The organism is Mycobacterium sp. E735, from assembly GCF_001666955.1.
Classification (GTDB): Bacteria; Actinomycetota; Actinomycetes; order Mycobacteriales; family Mycobacteriaceae; genus Mycobacterium.
In genome coordinates this window covers 1-14,723 of the sequence record NZ_LZIX01000327.1, presented here as the reverse complement: position 1 = coordinate 14,723, position 14,723 = coordinate 1, and the positions used below count along the sequence as shown (strand labels likewise).

The window sequence follows — 14,723 nt, the reverse complement described above, 5'->3', positions numbered from 1 at the left end:
ACCTCGACGACCTGTTGCTGGCAACGTATTCCGAGCTGCGGTCGCGCTCCAACATCACCGTCTGTGTCGGCGGTGGAATCGGCACGCCCGAGCGGGCGGCCGAATACCTGTCCGGGCGCTGGGCGCAGGAGTACGGCTTCCCGCTGATGCCGATCGACGGCATCCTGGTGGGCACCGCGGCGATGGCGGCCAAGGAGGCCACCACGTCGCCGTCGGTCAAGCGGATGCTGGTCGAGACGCAGGGCACCGACCAGTGGGTGGGCGCCGGAAAAGCCGTGGGCGGCATGGCTTCCAGCCGCAGCCAGCTGGGCGCCGACATCCACGAGATCGACAACAGCGCTTCGCGGTGCGGGCGGCTCCTCGACGAGGTCGCCGGTGACGCGGAGGCCGTCGCGGCTCGCCGCGACGAGATCATCGCGGCGATGGCCAACACGGCCAAGCCGTACTTCGGCGACGTCGCCGACATGACCTACCTGCAGTGGCTGCAGCGCTACGTCGAGCTCGCCATCGGGGAGGGCAACTCCACCGCCGACACCGCCGCACCGGGCAGCCCGTGGCTGGCCGACACCTGGCGCGACCGGTTCCAGCAGATGCTGCAACGCGCCGAAGCCCGTTTGCACGCAAACGATTCCGGACCCATCGAGACGCTGTTCAACGATGCGGCCCTGCTGGAAACGCCTGACGACGCGATCGCCGCGCTGCTTGCCCACTACCCCGACGCCGACACCGTGCAGCTGCACCCGGCGGACGTCCCCTTCTTCGTCACCCTGTGCAAGACGCTGGGCAAGCCGGTCAACTTCGTGCCGGTCATCGACAAGGACGTGCGGCGCTGGTGGCGCAGCGACTCGCTGTGGCAGGCGCACGACGCCCGCTACGACGCCGACCAGGTGTGCATCATCCCGGGCACCGCGGCCGTGGCCGGCATCACCCGGATGGACGAACCGGTCGGTGAGTTGCTGGACCGCTTCGAGCAGGCCGCCATCGACGAGGTGCTCTCCTCCAACGGGCGGCCCCGGGCCGTCGCGTCGCGTCGGCTGGGCCGCCCGGACGTCACCGGCCCGCTGGCCGTCGTGCTGGACGCCCCCGACGTGCAGTGGGCCGGCCGCACCGCGACCAACCCGGTCCACCGGATCGCCGACCCCGGCGATTGGCTCGTGCACGACGGGCCCGAAAGTCGCCGCGCCACACACTCATTCACCGGCGCGCGGCTCGAGGTCGACGGCGATCGGGTGATGCTCAGCGTCCCGATCTCTGGAACCTGGATCGACATCCCGTTCACCCTGCCGCCCAACACCGTCGACGGCGGCACCCCCGTGGTGTCCACCGAGGACGCCGCCACCGCCATGCGCGCCGTGCTGGCGATCGCCGCCGGTGTCGACGGGCCGGAATTCCTGCCCGCGGTCGTCGACGGCACGGCCGCCGTGACGGTGGACTGGGACCCCGAGCGGGTCGCCGACCACACCGGGGTCACCGCCACGTTCGGCGAGCCGCTCGCTCCCGGCCTCACCACCGTGCCCGACGCGCTCGTCGGCCTGTGCTGGCCCGCGGTTTTCGCGGCGATCGGCTCGGCGGTCACCGACGCCGGCGTGCCGGTCGTCGAGGGCCTGCTGAGCCTCGTGCACCTGGACCACGCCGCCCATGTGGTCGGCGCGCTGCCCAAGGTGGAGGCCGAATTGGCAATCAGCGCAACGGCTTCCCCGGCCGTCGACACCGACATGGGCCGAGTGGTCAGGGTCGCGGTGACGATCGCCGGCGCCGACGGCGCGACCATCGCCCGTCTCGACGAGCGCTTTGTGATCCTCGGTCGCACCGGCGCCGCCGAGCTCACCGACCCGGTGCGGGCCGGCGGTGCGGTGTCGGAGAACGCGACCGACACCCCGCGCCGCCGCCGCCGCGACGTGCGGCTGACCGCCCCGGTCGACATGCGACCGTTCGCGGTGGTGTCCGGCGACCACAACCCGATCCACACCGACCGGGCGGCCGCCCTGCTGGCCGGCCTGGAATCGCCGATCGTGCATGGGATGTGGTTGTCGGCCGCGGCGCAGCACGCGGTGACCGCCACCGACGGCCAGGCGCGCCCGCCGGCCCGGCTGATCGGCTGGACCGCCCGATTCCTGGGCATGGTGCGTCCCGGCGACGAGGTCGACTTCCGCGTCGAGCGCGTCGGAATCGACCAGGGTGCAGAGGTTTTGGAGGTCGTGGCGCGCATCGGGTCCGATCTGGTGATGTCGGCGACGGCGCGCCTGGCCGCCCCGCACACGGTGTACGCCTTCCCGGGTCAGGGCATTCAGCACAAGGGCATGGGCATGGACGTCCGCGCCCGCTCGAAGGCCGCCCGCAAGGTGTGGGACAAGGCGGACAAGTTCACCCGCGACACGCTGGGCTTCTCGGTGCTGCACGTGGTGCGCGACAACCCGACCAGCATCATCGCCAGCGGCGTGCACTACAACCACCCCGAGGGGGTGCTGTACCTGACGCAGTTCACCCAGGTCGCGATGGCGACCGTCGCGGCGGCCCAGGTCGCCGAGATGCGGGAGCAAGGCGCTTTCGTCGAAGGCGCGATCGCCTGCGGCCACTCGGTCGGCGAGTACACCGCGCTGGCCTGCGTCACCGGCATCTACGAACTGGAAGCGTTGCTGGAGACGGTGTTTCACCGGGGTTCGAAGATGCATGACATTGTGCCCCGCGACGAGCTGGGCCGCTCGAACTACCGGCTGGCCGCCATCCGCCCGTCGCAGATCGACCTGCCCGACGACGAGGTCCCCGGCTTCGTGGCCGGAATCGCCGAGCGCACCGGCGAATTCCTGGAGATCGTGAACTTCAACCTGCGCGGTTCGCAGTACGCGATCGCAGGCACGGTCCGCGGCCTCGAGGAGCTGGAGGCCGAGGTGGAGCGGCGCCGCGAGCTCACCGGTGGCAAGCGTTCGTTCATCCTGGTGCCCGGCATCGACGTGCCCTTCCACTCGCGGGTGCTGCGCGTCGGGGTGGCGGAGTTCCGCCGCTCGCTGGAACGCGTCATGCCGCGCGACAAGAATCCCGACGTCATCATCGGGCGCTACATCCCGAACCTGGTGCCCCGCCCGTTCACCCTCGACCGCGACTTCATCCAGGAGATCCGCGATCTGGTGCCCGCCGAGCCGCTCGACGCGATCCTGGCCGACTACGACACCTGGCTGGCCGAGCGCCGGAACGAGATGGCGCGCATCGTCTTGATCGAGCTGCTGGCCTGGCAGTTCGCCAGCCCCGTGCGTTGGATCGAAACCCAGGACCTGCTTTTCACCGAGGAGGCCGCGGGCGGCCTGGGCGTGGAGCGGTTCGTCGAGATCGGTGTGAAGTCCGCGCCGACCGTCGCCGGACTGGCCACCAACACCCTCAAGTTGCCCGAATATGCCCACAGCACAGTCGAAGTGCTCAACGCCGAGCGCGACGCCGCGGTGCTGTTCGCCACCGACACCGACCCCGAGCCGGAGCCCGACGCCGACGAGCCGGCCGCCGATTCCGACGCTGCCGCGTCGGACGGTGGGCCCAACCCCAATGTCGCCCCAGTCGTCGCTGCGGCTCCCGCCGCAGTTCCGTCCGGTGCTCCGAGGCCCGATGACATCGGGTTCGACGCCGCCGACGCCACCCTGGCGTTGATCGCGCTGTCGGCCAAGATGCGCATCGACCAGATCGAGGAGCTCGACTCCATCGAGTCGATCACCGACGGCGCCTCGTCGCGGCGCAACCAGTTGCTGGTCGACCTCGGGTCGGAGTTGAACCTGGGCGCCATCGACGGCGCCGCCGAGGCTGACCTGGCCGGCCTGCGGTCGCAGGTCACCAAGCTGGCCCGTACCTACAAGCCTTTCGGCCCAGTGCTTTCCGACGCGATCAACGACCAACTGCGCACCGTGCTTGGGCCCTCCGGCAAGCGGCCCGCCGCGATCGCCGAGCGTGTCAAGAAGACGTGGGAGCTCGGCGACGGCTGGGCCAAGCACGTCACGGTCGAAGTCGCGCTGGGTACCCGCGAGGGCAACAGCGTTCGCGGGGGCGCCATGGGACACCTGCACGAGGGCGCGCTGGCCGACGCCGCGTCGGTCGACAAGGTCGTCGACGCCGCGGTCGCTTCCGTGGCCGCGCGGCGCGGGATCGCGGTGGCGCTGCCCTCTTCGGGAGGCGGCGGCGGTGCGACCGTCGACGCGGCCGCGCTGAGCGAATTCACCGACCAGATCACCGGTCGCGACGGTGTGCTCGCCTCGGCGGCCCGCCTGATCCTGGGCCAGCTCGGCCACGACAACCCGGTGAGCGCGCCGCCGGCCGCCACCGACGCCGAGCTCATCGACCTGGTCACCGCCGAACTCGGCGCGGACTGGCCGCGTTTGGTGGCACCGGCTTTCGACGCCAAGAAGGCCGTCGTGTTCGACGACCGGTGGGCCAGTGCCCGCGAGGACTTGGTCAAGCTCTGGCTGGCCGACGAGGGTGAGATCGACGCCCAGTGGAAGAGCCTGTCCGAAAGGTTCGAGGGCGCGGGCCACGTCGTCGCGACCCAGGCCACCTGGTGGCAGGGCAAATCGCTGGCCGCCGGTCGCCAGATCCACGCCTCGCTGTACGGCCGCATCGCGGCCGGCGCCGAGAACCCCGACCCCGGCCCGTACCGCAGCGAAGTCGCCGTCGTGACGGGCGCTTCCAAGGGATCGATCGCCGCGTCGGTCGTCGCGCGACTGCTCGACGGCGGAGCCACCGTCATCGCCACGACGTCCAAACTCGACGACGAGCGGCTGGCGTTCTACCGCGGGCTCTACCGCGACCACGCCCGGTACGGTGCGGCGCTGTGGGTGGTCGCCGCCAACATGGCGTCCTACTCCGACATCGACGCGCTGGCGGAATGGATCGGCACCGAGCAGACCGAAAGCCTTGGGCCGCAATCCATTCACATCAAGGACGCGCAGACACCGACGCTGCTCTTCCCGTTCGCGGCGCCGCGTGTCGCCGGGGACCTGTCGGAGGCGGGTTCGCGCTCCGAGATGGAGATGAAGGTTCTGCTCTGGGCGGTGCAGCGGTTGATCGGTGGGCTATCCAAGATCGGTGCCGAGCGCGACATCGCGTCGCGGCTGCACGTGGTGCTGCCCGGTTCGCCCAACCGCGGCATGTTCGGTGGCGACGGCGCCTACGGCGAGGCCAAGTCGGCGCTGGACGCGGTGGTGAGTCGCTGGCACGCCGAATCCTCGTGGGCCGCGAGGGTCAGCCTCGCGCACGCGCTGATCGGCTGGACCCGCGGCACCGGGCTGATGGGCCACAACGACGCCATCGTCGAGGCCGTCGAGGAGGCCGGTGTCACCACGTATTCCACCCAGCAGATGGCGGCCATGCTGCTGGGTCTCTGCGACGTCGAGTCCAAGGTGGCGGCGGCCGGCGCGCCGATCAAGGCCGACCTGACCGGCGGCCTTGCCGAGGCCAACCTCGACATGGCCGAACTGGCCGCCAAGGCGCGCGAACAGGCCACGTCGGGCGATCAGGTCGTGGATGACGTTGCGGCGGAAGGCACCATCGCCGCGCTGCCGTCCCCGCCGCGAGGCTTCAAGCCGGCGCCACCGCCCGAATGGGCCGACCTGGACGTCGACCCCGCCGACCTGGTGGTGATCGTCGGCGGCGCCGAGATCGGTCCCTACGGTTCGTCGCGCACCCGGTTCGAGATGGAAGTCGACAACGAGCTGTCGGCCGCGGGCGTCCTCGAGCTGGCCTGGACCACCGGGCTGGTCCGGTGGGAGGACGACCCCCAACCCGGTTGGTATGACACCGAATCCGGAGACCTGGTCGACGAGACCGAACTGGTCGAGCGCTACCACGACATCGTGGTCGAGCGGGTGGGCATCCGCGAGTTCGTCGACGACGGCGCGATCGATCCCGATCACGCATCGCCGCTGCTGGTGTCGGTGTTCCTGGAAAAGGACTTCTCCTTCGTGGTGTCCTCGGAGGCCGACGCTCGCGCCTTCGTCGAATTCGACCCCGAGCACACCATCGTGCGGCCGGTGCCCGACTCCAGCGACTGGCAGGTGATCCGCAAGGCCGGCACCGAGATTCGGGTCCCGCGCAAGACCAAGCTGTCGCGGGTCGTCGGCGCGCAGGTCCCCACCGGATTCGATCCGACCGTGTTCGGCATCAGCCAGGACATGGCCAGCTCGACCGACCGGGTGGCGTTGTGGAACATCGTCGCGACCGTCGACGCATTCCTGTCGTCGGGATTCACCCCGACCGAGTTGATGCGATGGGTGCACCCGGGCCTGGTCGCCAGCACCCAGGGCACCGGAATGGGCGGCATGACGTCGATGCAGACGATGTATCACGGCAACCTGCTCGGCCGGAACAAGCCGAACGACATCCTGCAGGAAGTGCTGCCGAATGTGGTTGCCGCGCACGTCATTCAGAGCTATGTGGGTAGCTACGGCGCGATGATTCACCCGGTAGGCGCGTGCGCGACCGCGGCGGTGTCGGTCGAGGAGGGCGTCGACAAGATCCGCCTCGGCAAGGCCGAACTGGTGGTCGCCGGCGGCTTCGACGACCTGACGCTGGAAGCCATCATCGGCTTCGGTGACATGGCCGCCACCGCCGACTCGTCCATGATGCGGGGCCGGGGCATCCACGACTCGAAGTTCTCCCGGCCCAACGACCGGCGCCGGCTCGGCTTCGTCGAGGCGCAGGGCGGTGGCACCATCCTGCTCGCCCGGGGCGACCTGGCGCTCAAGATGGGCCTGCCCGTATTGGCCGTGGTCGCCTACGCGCAGTCGTTCGCCGACGGCGTGCACAGCTCGATCCCGGCCCCGGGCCTGGGTGCGCTGGGCGCCGGCCGCGGCGGCAGGGACTCGCAGTTGGCGCGGGCGCTCGGCAAGCTCGGCGTCGGTGCCGACGACATCGCGGTGATCTCCAAGCACGACACCTCGACGCTGGCCAACGATCCCAACGAGACCGAGCTGCACGAGCGGCTGGCCGACTCGCTGGGCCGCTCCGAGGGCGCACCGCTGTTCGTGGTGTCGCAGAAGAGCCTCACCGGCCACGCCAAGGGCGGCGCGGCGGTGTTCCAGATGATGGGCCTGTGCCAGATGCTGCGCGACGGGGTGATCCCGCCGAACCGCAGCCTGGACTGCGTCGACGACGAGCTGGCCGGCTCGGCGCACTTCGTGTGGGTGCGCGAGACGCTGCGGCTGGGCGAGAAGTTCCCGCTCAAGGCGGGGCTGCTGACCAGCCTCGGGTTCGGCCACGTGTCGGGGCTGGTGGCGCTGGTGCACCCGCAGGCGTTCATCGCGTCGCTGGATGCCGATCAGCGCGCGGACTACCAGCGGCGTGCGGAGGCGCGGCTGCTCGCCGGTCAGCGCCGGTTGGTCTCGGCCATCGCCGGCGGCGCGCCGATGTACGAGCGGCCGGCGGACCGTCGTTTCAGCCATGACGCACCGGAGAAGCGCCAGGAGGCGGCGATGCTGCTGGACCCGGCGTCTCGGCTCGGTGAGGGCGAGGCGTACGAGGTCTCGCCCGGATGACGTCAACTACCGTCCGTTAGCCTGGCGTCCCATGGGAATTGTCGGTGTGGGGATCGACGTCGTCTCCATCCCTGATTTCGCCGAGCAGGTCGACCAGCCGGGAACCGTCTTCTCCGAGACGTTCACTCCGGGTGAGCGCCGCGATGCCTCGGACAAGAGTTCGTCGGCGGCGCGCCACCTGGCGGCACGGTGGGCTGCGAAGGAGGCGGTGATCAAGGCCTGGTCGGGGTCCCGGTTCGCCCAGCGGCCCGTGCTCCCGGAGGACATCCACCGGGACATCGAGGTGGTCACCGACATGTGGGGCCGGCCCCGGGTGCGGCTCAGCGGCGACATCGCCAAGCACCTGGCCGACGTGACGATCCACGTGTCACTGACACACGAGGGAGACACCGCGGCCGCGGTGGCGATCCTGGAGACGACCTGACGCCTCTCGCGAGCAGATGCAAAGTCGCATCTGCCGCGGAGGATTCATGCGACTTTGCGTCTGCTGGGCCGGGAAAGTGGGGGACTAGCCTCGAGATCATGAGCGATCTGGTGGAACGCGTCCGCGAGCTGTTGCCGTCGGTGCGCCGCGACCTCGAGGACCTGATCCGCATCGAGTCGGTGTGGGCCGACCCGGGCCGCCGCGACGAGGTGCATCGCAGCGCGCGGTCGGTGGCGGAGCTGTTGTCGCAGGCCGGTTTTGGCGATGTGCGGGTCGTCAGCGAGGGTGGGGCGCCCGCGGTCATCGCGCGACACCCCGCGCCGCCGGGCGCGCCGACCGTGCTGCTGTACGCCCACCACGACGTGCAGCCCGAAGGCGACACCGGCCAGTGGGCGTCACCGCCCTTTGAGCCCACCGAACGTGACGGGCGGCTCTACGGCCGTGGTAGCGCCGACGACAAGGCTGGTATCGCAACGCATTTGGCGGCGTTCCGGGCGCACGGCGGCCGGCCCCCGGTTGGCGTGACCGTATTCGTCGAGGGCGAGGAGGAATCCGGCTCGCCGTCCTTGGGCCGGTTGCTCGCCGCCCACCGCGACGCGCTGTCCGCCGACGTCATCGTCATCGCCGACTCCGACAACTGGAGCACCGGCGTTCCGGCGCTGACGGTTTCGTTGCGCGGCCTCGTCGACTGCGTGGTCGAGGTCGCCACGCTCGATCACGGCCTGCACTCCGGTATCTGGGGTGGCGTGGTGCCCGACGCGGTGAGCGTCCTGGTGCGGCTGCTGGCGAGCCTGCACGATGACGACGGCAACGTGGCCGTCGCCGGCCTGCACGAAAGCACCGCCGCCGCCGTGGATTACCCGCCCGAGCGGGTGCGCGCCGACTCCGGGCTGCTGGACGGGGTGTCCGAGATCGGTTCGGGCCCGGCGCCGCAGCGGCTGTGGGCCAAACCGGCGATCAACGTGATCGGCATCGACACCACGCCGATCGACAAGGCGTCGAACACGCTGATCCCGCGTGCCCGGGCGAAGATCAGCATGCGGGTTGCGCCCGGCGGCGACGCCGAGGCGCACCTGGACGCGTTGACTTCGCACCTGCGCGAGCACGCACCTTGGGGCGCACGGGTCACCGTCACCCGCGGCGACGTTGGCGAGCCCTACGCCATCGACGCCAGCGGCCCGGTGTACGACGCCGCGCGGGCCGCGTTCCGGCAGGCCTGGGGGACCGACCCGATCGACATGGGCATGGGCGGCTCCATCCCGTTCATCGCCGAATTCGCCGAGGCGTTCCCGCACGCCAAGATCCTGGTCACCGGCGTCGAGGACCCAAACACCCAGGCGCACAGCATCAACGAGAGCCTGCACCTCGGCGTGCTGGAACGCGCCGCGATCGCCGAGGCGCTGCTGCTGGCCAGCCTGGCCTGACGGCGGCCCTACCGCACCAACGCTTTACCGCCGTTGTGATACGGCGTTGTTGTTTCCCGTCTTCTCGATTCTCGGTGAACCCGAGTGATAGGTCACCGCGTTGTCGTCGCCGAAAACGTCGAGGGTGTCGGCGCTGTCGAGTGCGACATGATTTCCGCTGCCGAAGACCTCGAGCCGTTGGCAGTGGCCGGTGACGGTATAGGTGTTGTTGTCGCCGTCCAGCTTCAGGTTGCCGTTGTTGCAGTCGATCGTGGTCTTCGCGCCGCTATTGATCATCACCAGATTTCCTTGGACGGTGGTGCCGGCGTGGCTCAAGAAGAACGCGACCGCCAGCGCCGCCACGACCGCGCACATCCCCAGCATCAACTTGCCTCGCGACGTATTCGCAAGCTTCGCGATTTCGCCGAACCAGCGCGGGCCGCCGAACTGTCCGCCACTGGGCGCCGCGAACGGCTCCGGCGCGGTGCCGGAGCCGTTCTCGAGGTCGCGGATGTATTGCTCGGGGTCGTCCGCGTCCACGGCTAAATGATCCGCCTCGGCCTGCGTGGAGTGCAATGGTCGCCCCTGATCACCGGCATCGGGCTGACCGTTACGGCCAGGGGAAGCCGGGTGCCGGCGCGGGCACCTCGGACGGGTCAGCTTCCCGGAAGTGATACACCGGGCCCGACGGGGTGCTTTCAGCGGTCACCGCGAACCAATGACAAACGCTCAGGTCGAACCCGGGCGGTATCGGAACCGTGTATCCCCATTTCTGGCCGGGGCAGTAATGCCAATAGGACGGCGGCGTAGCTTCGGCGCGTGCGGCCAAGCCCATAGCGGCCGCCGCGACGCCGCCGGAAATCATTGCCGCCCCGATGATGCGACTGAGGGGTCCGTTCATATGAGAAAGCCTTCCGTTGCCAATTGTGCTGCACGCTACGGCGCACCACTGGTGAAATTCTTGGCGTTCGCTTCCGCTACCGATCTCAACTTGCCTGACGGCCCGCCCGCCGACCTCCTCACGGCAACCCCCGCGTGCAAAAGTTGCCGAGGCGCCCGAACCGGCGCAAAGTACCGGTCAGCGGGGGCAGTAGGGAGCAAGTGATGAAGACACAGTTTGCTGCGGCCTCCGCGGCATTGGTTTCAGCGTCGCTGCTAACGGCGCAGGGTGCGGTCGCCGCGCCGGGCGATGCGGTGGTGTACACCGTGACCTCGGACGCCCCGTTGGCCGCGGTGTCGTATATCGATGCGACGGGCACGCTGCAGATGCTGACCAATCAGCCCGCGCCGTGGTCGATCTCGTTCACCAGTAAGGACACCAGTCCCGCGGCGGTGCTGACGGTCGCCGCGAACCCGACCGGTCAGAAGACGACCTGCACGATCACGGTCAATGGGACGGTGAAGGACACCAAGTCGACGACGGGCACGGGTGAAGCCGGCCTGGCGCAGTGCGCCGCGTAACCGCTCCGCGGTTCACACCGACAGGTCGCGCCGAAGCTTGGCCACGTGGCCGGTGGCCTTGACGTTGTATTGCGCGACGGCGATCTTGCCCTTCTCGTCCACCACGAAGGTCGAGCGGATCACGCCCTGCACCGTCCTGCCGTACATCTGCTTCTCGCCGTAGGCGCCCCAGGCCGTCAGCACCTTGCGGTCGGGATCCGAGAGCAGCGGGAACGTCAGCTTCTCGGCGTCGCGGAATTTGGCCAGCTTCTCCGGCTTGTCGGGGGAGATGCCGATGACGTCGAGGCCGGCGTCGCCGAGTTCGCGCAGGTTGTCGCGGAAGTCGCAGGCCTGCTTCGTGCAGCCCGGCGTCGAGGCCGCGGGGTAGAAGTACACGATGACGCGACGGTCCTTGTAGTCGGACAGCGACACCTTATTGCCGTCGGCGTCGGGCAGGCTGAAGGGGGGCGCTTTGTCGCCCGGCGCAAGCCGCGTGGTCTCGGCCAATTTCTAGGCCCCTTTCTGTTCACCGGAGCGTTGGGGTTATCGCCAGCTGATCTAGGGTAGTGCCTCAGGTGCATCAGGCCGATTGGGAGGACAGACACGTGGCGGACCGGGACCCCGAGGCCATCAAGCGGGACATCGACGTCGCCCGCGACCAGCTGGCGGCCACCGTCGACTCGCTTGCCGTGCGCGCCAACCCGCGCCGCCTCGCCGACGACCTCAAGGTTCGGGTGATCGCGTTCGTCAAGAAGCCCGCGGTGACGGTCTCACTGGCCGGCGTCGGCGTCCTCGTCGTCGTGGTCGTGGTGCACCGGGTGCGCAACCGCTGACCCGTCAGGTCATGCCGGCGCCCGTGCCGCTCTGAACGTGCACCGGGAGGTCATCGGCCCACGGCTGGGTGGTAGCCATGTCCTCGACCTCGACGTAGCCGCGCTCGAATTCGCCGGTCGCCGCGTCCACCAGGCGGTACTCCTGACGCTGGATGTGGATGGGCTGCGCGTCCAGGATCACCACCCGCACGTCACCGGGCTCGAAGTTGCAGCGCTGCTGTAGCGCCTCGATGAGGCATTCGTTGTGCATGTGCCCATCGCCGAAGTTCCAGCCCAGCACCATTGCGCAGAGATTCTCGCCTTCGCAGAGGTTGTAGTCGGCCTCGTCGTAGCCGGCCAAAGCGCGGTGTACCAGGGTGTAGAGCGCGCGGCCGTGGGTGTTCATCCCTCGGAAGGCGTAGGCGAGGTGAATGGGGACCAAGGTCTCTTCTTTGGTTTTGTAGAGACGCTCGAGCTGTAGGTGATACATCGGTCCCAGCGCGCGGGAGCCGGTGCGGATCTTCTCGTCGACCGACGGCTTGACGCACCACACCGTGGTGTCCCAGTTGCCCGCGTAATACCGCATGCCCGGCAGGAAGGACACCTTGCGCGGGTAGAGGTTTCCGACGACGACCACCCCGGCGATGACGACGAACAGGATCGCCACCGGCAACGGATTGGCCACATCGGACAACCCGAGCCAGGCGTGCGCCACGAACAGCGACAGCACGCCGAAGATCATGAAGACGTTCCACTCCAGCGGCACCCCCATCGGGAAGGCCAGCAGGATGTTCAGGTGGAAGACGATCATCACGAACGCGGCGATGGCCGTCGGCCAGCCGCCGTGGGAGAACAGCAGCGCCAGTGGTACCAGGCCTTCCACGGCGGTGGAGAAGTGCGCGATGAAACCCGCCAGCGCGCTGGGGCGCAGGTCGTCCGGGTAGCGCTTGAACATCGAGCGCTTGAGCGCCCCGGAGGGGATGAACGGGTTGTTCGCGAGCATCGTCGAGATCACGAACGGGAAGTGCCGGTTGAGCTTTGAGGTGGCCGCCCCGAGCCAGATCACCATGAAGACCACCTTGGCCCCGATGATGGAGTCCGCCCCGGCGAACAGGAAGACCAGCGCCAGCGGCGCATAGACCTCACCGCGCGCGGCCAAAAAGATCACCTTGTCGCGCAGACCGAGGACGGCCAGGACCGACAGGATCGCGACGGTGTGCCAAGGGGCCAGCACGCCAATGTCGGTGTGCAGGGCGGGGATTGCGCCGGTGCCATCGGACACCAGCGCGATGGCGAGCAGCGCCAGCAGCGCGCCGTAGAGGATGGCGTCGAGCGGGCTGCGGACGCTGCCCTTGGTCAGCGGCACCCGATCGGGCCACGGGGGCAGCCGGATGGTGCTGGGCCGCAACCAGTACAGGATGGAGCCCATCGGCGGGAAGTACCGGCCGGCCAGCGGCCCGAAGCAACAGCCCAGGCCGATGACTTCGAACAGCATCGTGTACAGCACGGCCTTCTCGAACACGATCGGTTCCGACCACCAGGCGGCGACGCCCGTGAAGCTGCCGATGCCCGTCGTGCACCACCCGAACACCCAGCCGCCGAGGATGTACAGCGCGATCTTCACGCCATACATCACATGCATCACCAGCGGGGTGCCGAACCCGTTCTCGGCGATGTGGCGCACCATCGGGACGATCCGTTGCGCGCGGGGTTGCTTGCTCCACTCGGCCACGTCGACGACGGGCAGGTTCGGCTGGATGAACCCCATGGCAGCTCCTTCGACGCAAAGGGCGTTCGCTGTGAAGGAGAAGCTACCTGCAGCATCAATCGTGTGGCGGCCAAATCACGACGAAAAGTGGTCCGAGCGGCCGTTAGCCGCCCCCGGTATGTCAACTGTGCGCCGTCAGGGTTTCGAACCCCGGACCCGCTGATTAAGAGTCAGCTGCTCTACCAACTGAGCTAACGGCGCTTTCGACGGCCGAGACCGCGTACGCGACAATAACAGGCGTCCTGCCGCGGAGTGAAATCCCGGTTTCCTTCCAGGTTAGCCACCCGAGAGCGCTCGCGGGGGCCTCGGGAAACCCGATCGCTGAAACCGTCTGCCGCGCAAGCCCCGTCAGAACAGGGTCCCGCAGTAGGGGGCCCGATCGGTGCTGAAGGCGGCATCCAGGTCGCGTATCGCGCCCGGGCGCTCTTCGGTGATCCGGCCCGCTCGCAGGAGCTCGGAGGCCGGGTGTGCGCCCATGTAGATGGTGGCCAGATCTGCCAGGCCGATGCCGACGTCGGTGGGCCCGTCGTGCGGTGTGCACTTGCCCACGCCGTCACGGGCCTGCAGGAGGAACCGCCCGCCGGCGAGGTCGAGGGGGTCGGTGACCTCCAGCGCGAGGTCGATGTCCGCCGCATACGCGCGGGTGCCCAGCACCTCGGGCACGTCGTTGATCCGCACCCAGAGGAAATCGCTCACACCGGTGGTTTCGGCGGCCCGCAGGTCGGTGAGCTTGAGCGGCAGCGGGTCGTCGACCGGCACGTCGATCTCGACCGTGTTGAACATCTCCAGGGCCAACAACGTTTGCAGCAGCTCGGTATGGGCCTCGTCGGTGATGGGGCAGAAGTCTTCGACGACCACGGTGCCCAACGGTGGCCGGTAGCCGTGATTCGACTCACCCACGACGCGGTAGGTCAGGAAGCCGTCCGGATGGATCGTGTAGTTCAACGGGCTGCCGTTGCCTCGCTGCACCGGCAGGTCCTGCCGATGGTCCGCCCACCAGGCTTCGTTGCGGGCCACCGCCCCATTCGTTGCAGCACACCATCTTTCGTAGATTTCCGGCAAGTGGTCTTTTGCCTCGGCGGCGGTGATCTCGCGCGCCCGGATCTCCGCCGGCGGCGTGCGCAGCTTGGCGAAGCGGCGGTCGACGGAGTAGCTGCGCAGATAGCTGCCCACGCCGGCGCCGAAGCCGTCGTACATCGCGGTCTGGGTCGGCACCCCGAAGACGATCGGGTAGCCGCGTTCGATCAGTATGCCGAGCCCCTTCGCGCTGAGCTGCCCCCAGACGCCCTTGCCTTGGTGAGTGGACGCGACGGCGATCATCGTCAGCCACGCGACTCACCGTGGCGGGCGGCGCCAGCCTGCGGGCCG

9 protein-coding genes, 1 tRNA gene and 1 pseudogene are annotated in these 14,723 nt (G+C 69.0%); 5 read left to right on the top strand and 6 right to left on the bottom strand.

Annotation, left to right across the window (positions count from 1 at the left end; translation table 11 throughout):
* The 3 genes from A5704_RS26475 to A5704_RS26465 all read left to right on the top strand — a co-directional run.
* On the top strand, positions 1-7,508 hold a 7,508-nt coding region (locus A5704_RS26475; RefSeq protein ID WP_067891853.1), incomplete at its 5' end, for a type I polyketide synthase.
* Between the two features lie 31 nt (positions 7,509-7,539).
* Positions 7,540-7,932 (top strand): holo-ACP synthase, encoded by a 393-nt coding sequence (locus A5704_RS26470; protein WP_065444533.1) that lies wholly within the window; start codon positions 7,540-7,542, stop codon positions 7,930-7,932.
* 98 nt (positions 7,933-8,030) lie between these two features.
* Complete coding sequence (locus tag A5704_RS26465) at positions 8,031-9,356, top strand: dipeptidase (protein WP_067760541.1); 1,326 nt, start codon at positions 8,031-8,033, stop codon at positions 9,354-9,356.
* Between the two features lie 24 nt (positions 9,357-9,380).
* Here the strand turns inward: A5704_RS26465 and A5704_RS26460 are convergent, their stop codons facing one another.
* Together A5704_RS26460 and A5704_RS26455 are read right to left on the bottom strand one after the other, a co-directional pair.
* Positions 9,381-9,875 carry a DUF3060 domain-containing protein gene (locus tag A5704_RS26460; RefSeq protein ID WP_067760543.1) on the bottom strand — a complete coding sequence of 165 codons (495 nt, stop codon included), beginning with the start codon at positions 9,873-9,875 and terminating at the stop codon, positions 9,381-9,383.
* 70 nt (positions 9,876-9,945) lie between these two features.
* Positions 9,946-10,236, bottom strand: coding sequence for a hypothetical protein (locus tag A5704_RS26455; RefSeq protein ID WP_067760545.1), 291 nt, complete (start codon positions 10,234-10,236; stop codon positions 9,946-9,948).
* Between the two features lie 203 nt (positions 10,237-10,439).
* Between A5704_RS26455 and A5704_RS26450 the strand changes: the two genes are divergently transcribed.
* Positions 10,440-10,796 carry an MmpS family transport accessory protein gene (locus tag A5704_RS26450; RefSeq protein ID WP_068266392.1) on the top strand — a complete coding sequence of 119 codons (357 nt, stop codon included), beginning with the start codon at positions 10,440-10,442 and terminating at the stop codon, positions 10,794-10,796.
* A 12-nt stretch (positions 10,797-10,808) separates the two neighbouring features.
* Here A5704_RS26450 and bcp read toward each other — a convergent pair whose 3' ends face one another.
* On the bottom strand, positions 10,809-11,282 hold the full coding sequence (gene bcp, locus A5704_RS26445; protein WP_067760549.1) for a thioredoxin-dependent thiol peroxidase: 474 nt from the start codon (positions 11,280-11,282) through the stop codon (positions 10,809-10,811).
* A 98-nt stretch (positions 11,283-11,380) separates the two neighbouring features.
* Between bcp and A5704_RS26440 the strand changes: the two genes are divergently transcribed.
* On the top strand, positions 11,381-11,608 hold the full coding sequence (locus A5704_RS26440) for a DUF3618 domain-containing protein (protein ID WP_067760600.1): 228 nt from the start codon (positions 11,381-11,383) through the stop codon (positions 11,606-11,608).
* 4 nt (positions 11,609-11,612) lie between these two features.
* On the opposite strand, the gene A5704_RS26435 is transcribed toward A5704_RS26440, so the two are convergent.
* The 3 genes and pseudogenes from A5704_RS26435 to A5704_RS26425 form a co-directional block, all read right to left on the bottom strand.
* The gene (locus A5704_RS26435) at positions 11,613-13,355 is read right to left on the bottom strand and encodes a DUF3556 domain-containing protein (protein WP_067760551.1); all 1,743 of its coding nucleotides are present in this window, start codon (positions 13,353-13,355) and stop codon (positions 11,613-11,615) included.
* A gap of 128 nt (positions 13,356-13,483) precedes the next feature.
* Positions 13,484-13,556: transfer RNA gene (locus A5704_RS26430), tRNA-Lys, on the bottom strand.
* Positions 13,557-13,703: 147 nt separating this feature from the next.
* Positions 13,704-14,687: pseudogene (locus tag A5704_RS26425) on the bottom strand (GNAT family N-acetyltransferase); the annotation flags it as partial.
* Between the last annotated feature and the right edge of the window lie 36 nt (positions 14,688-14,723).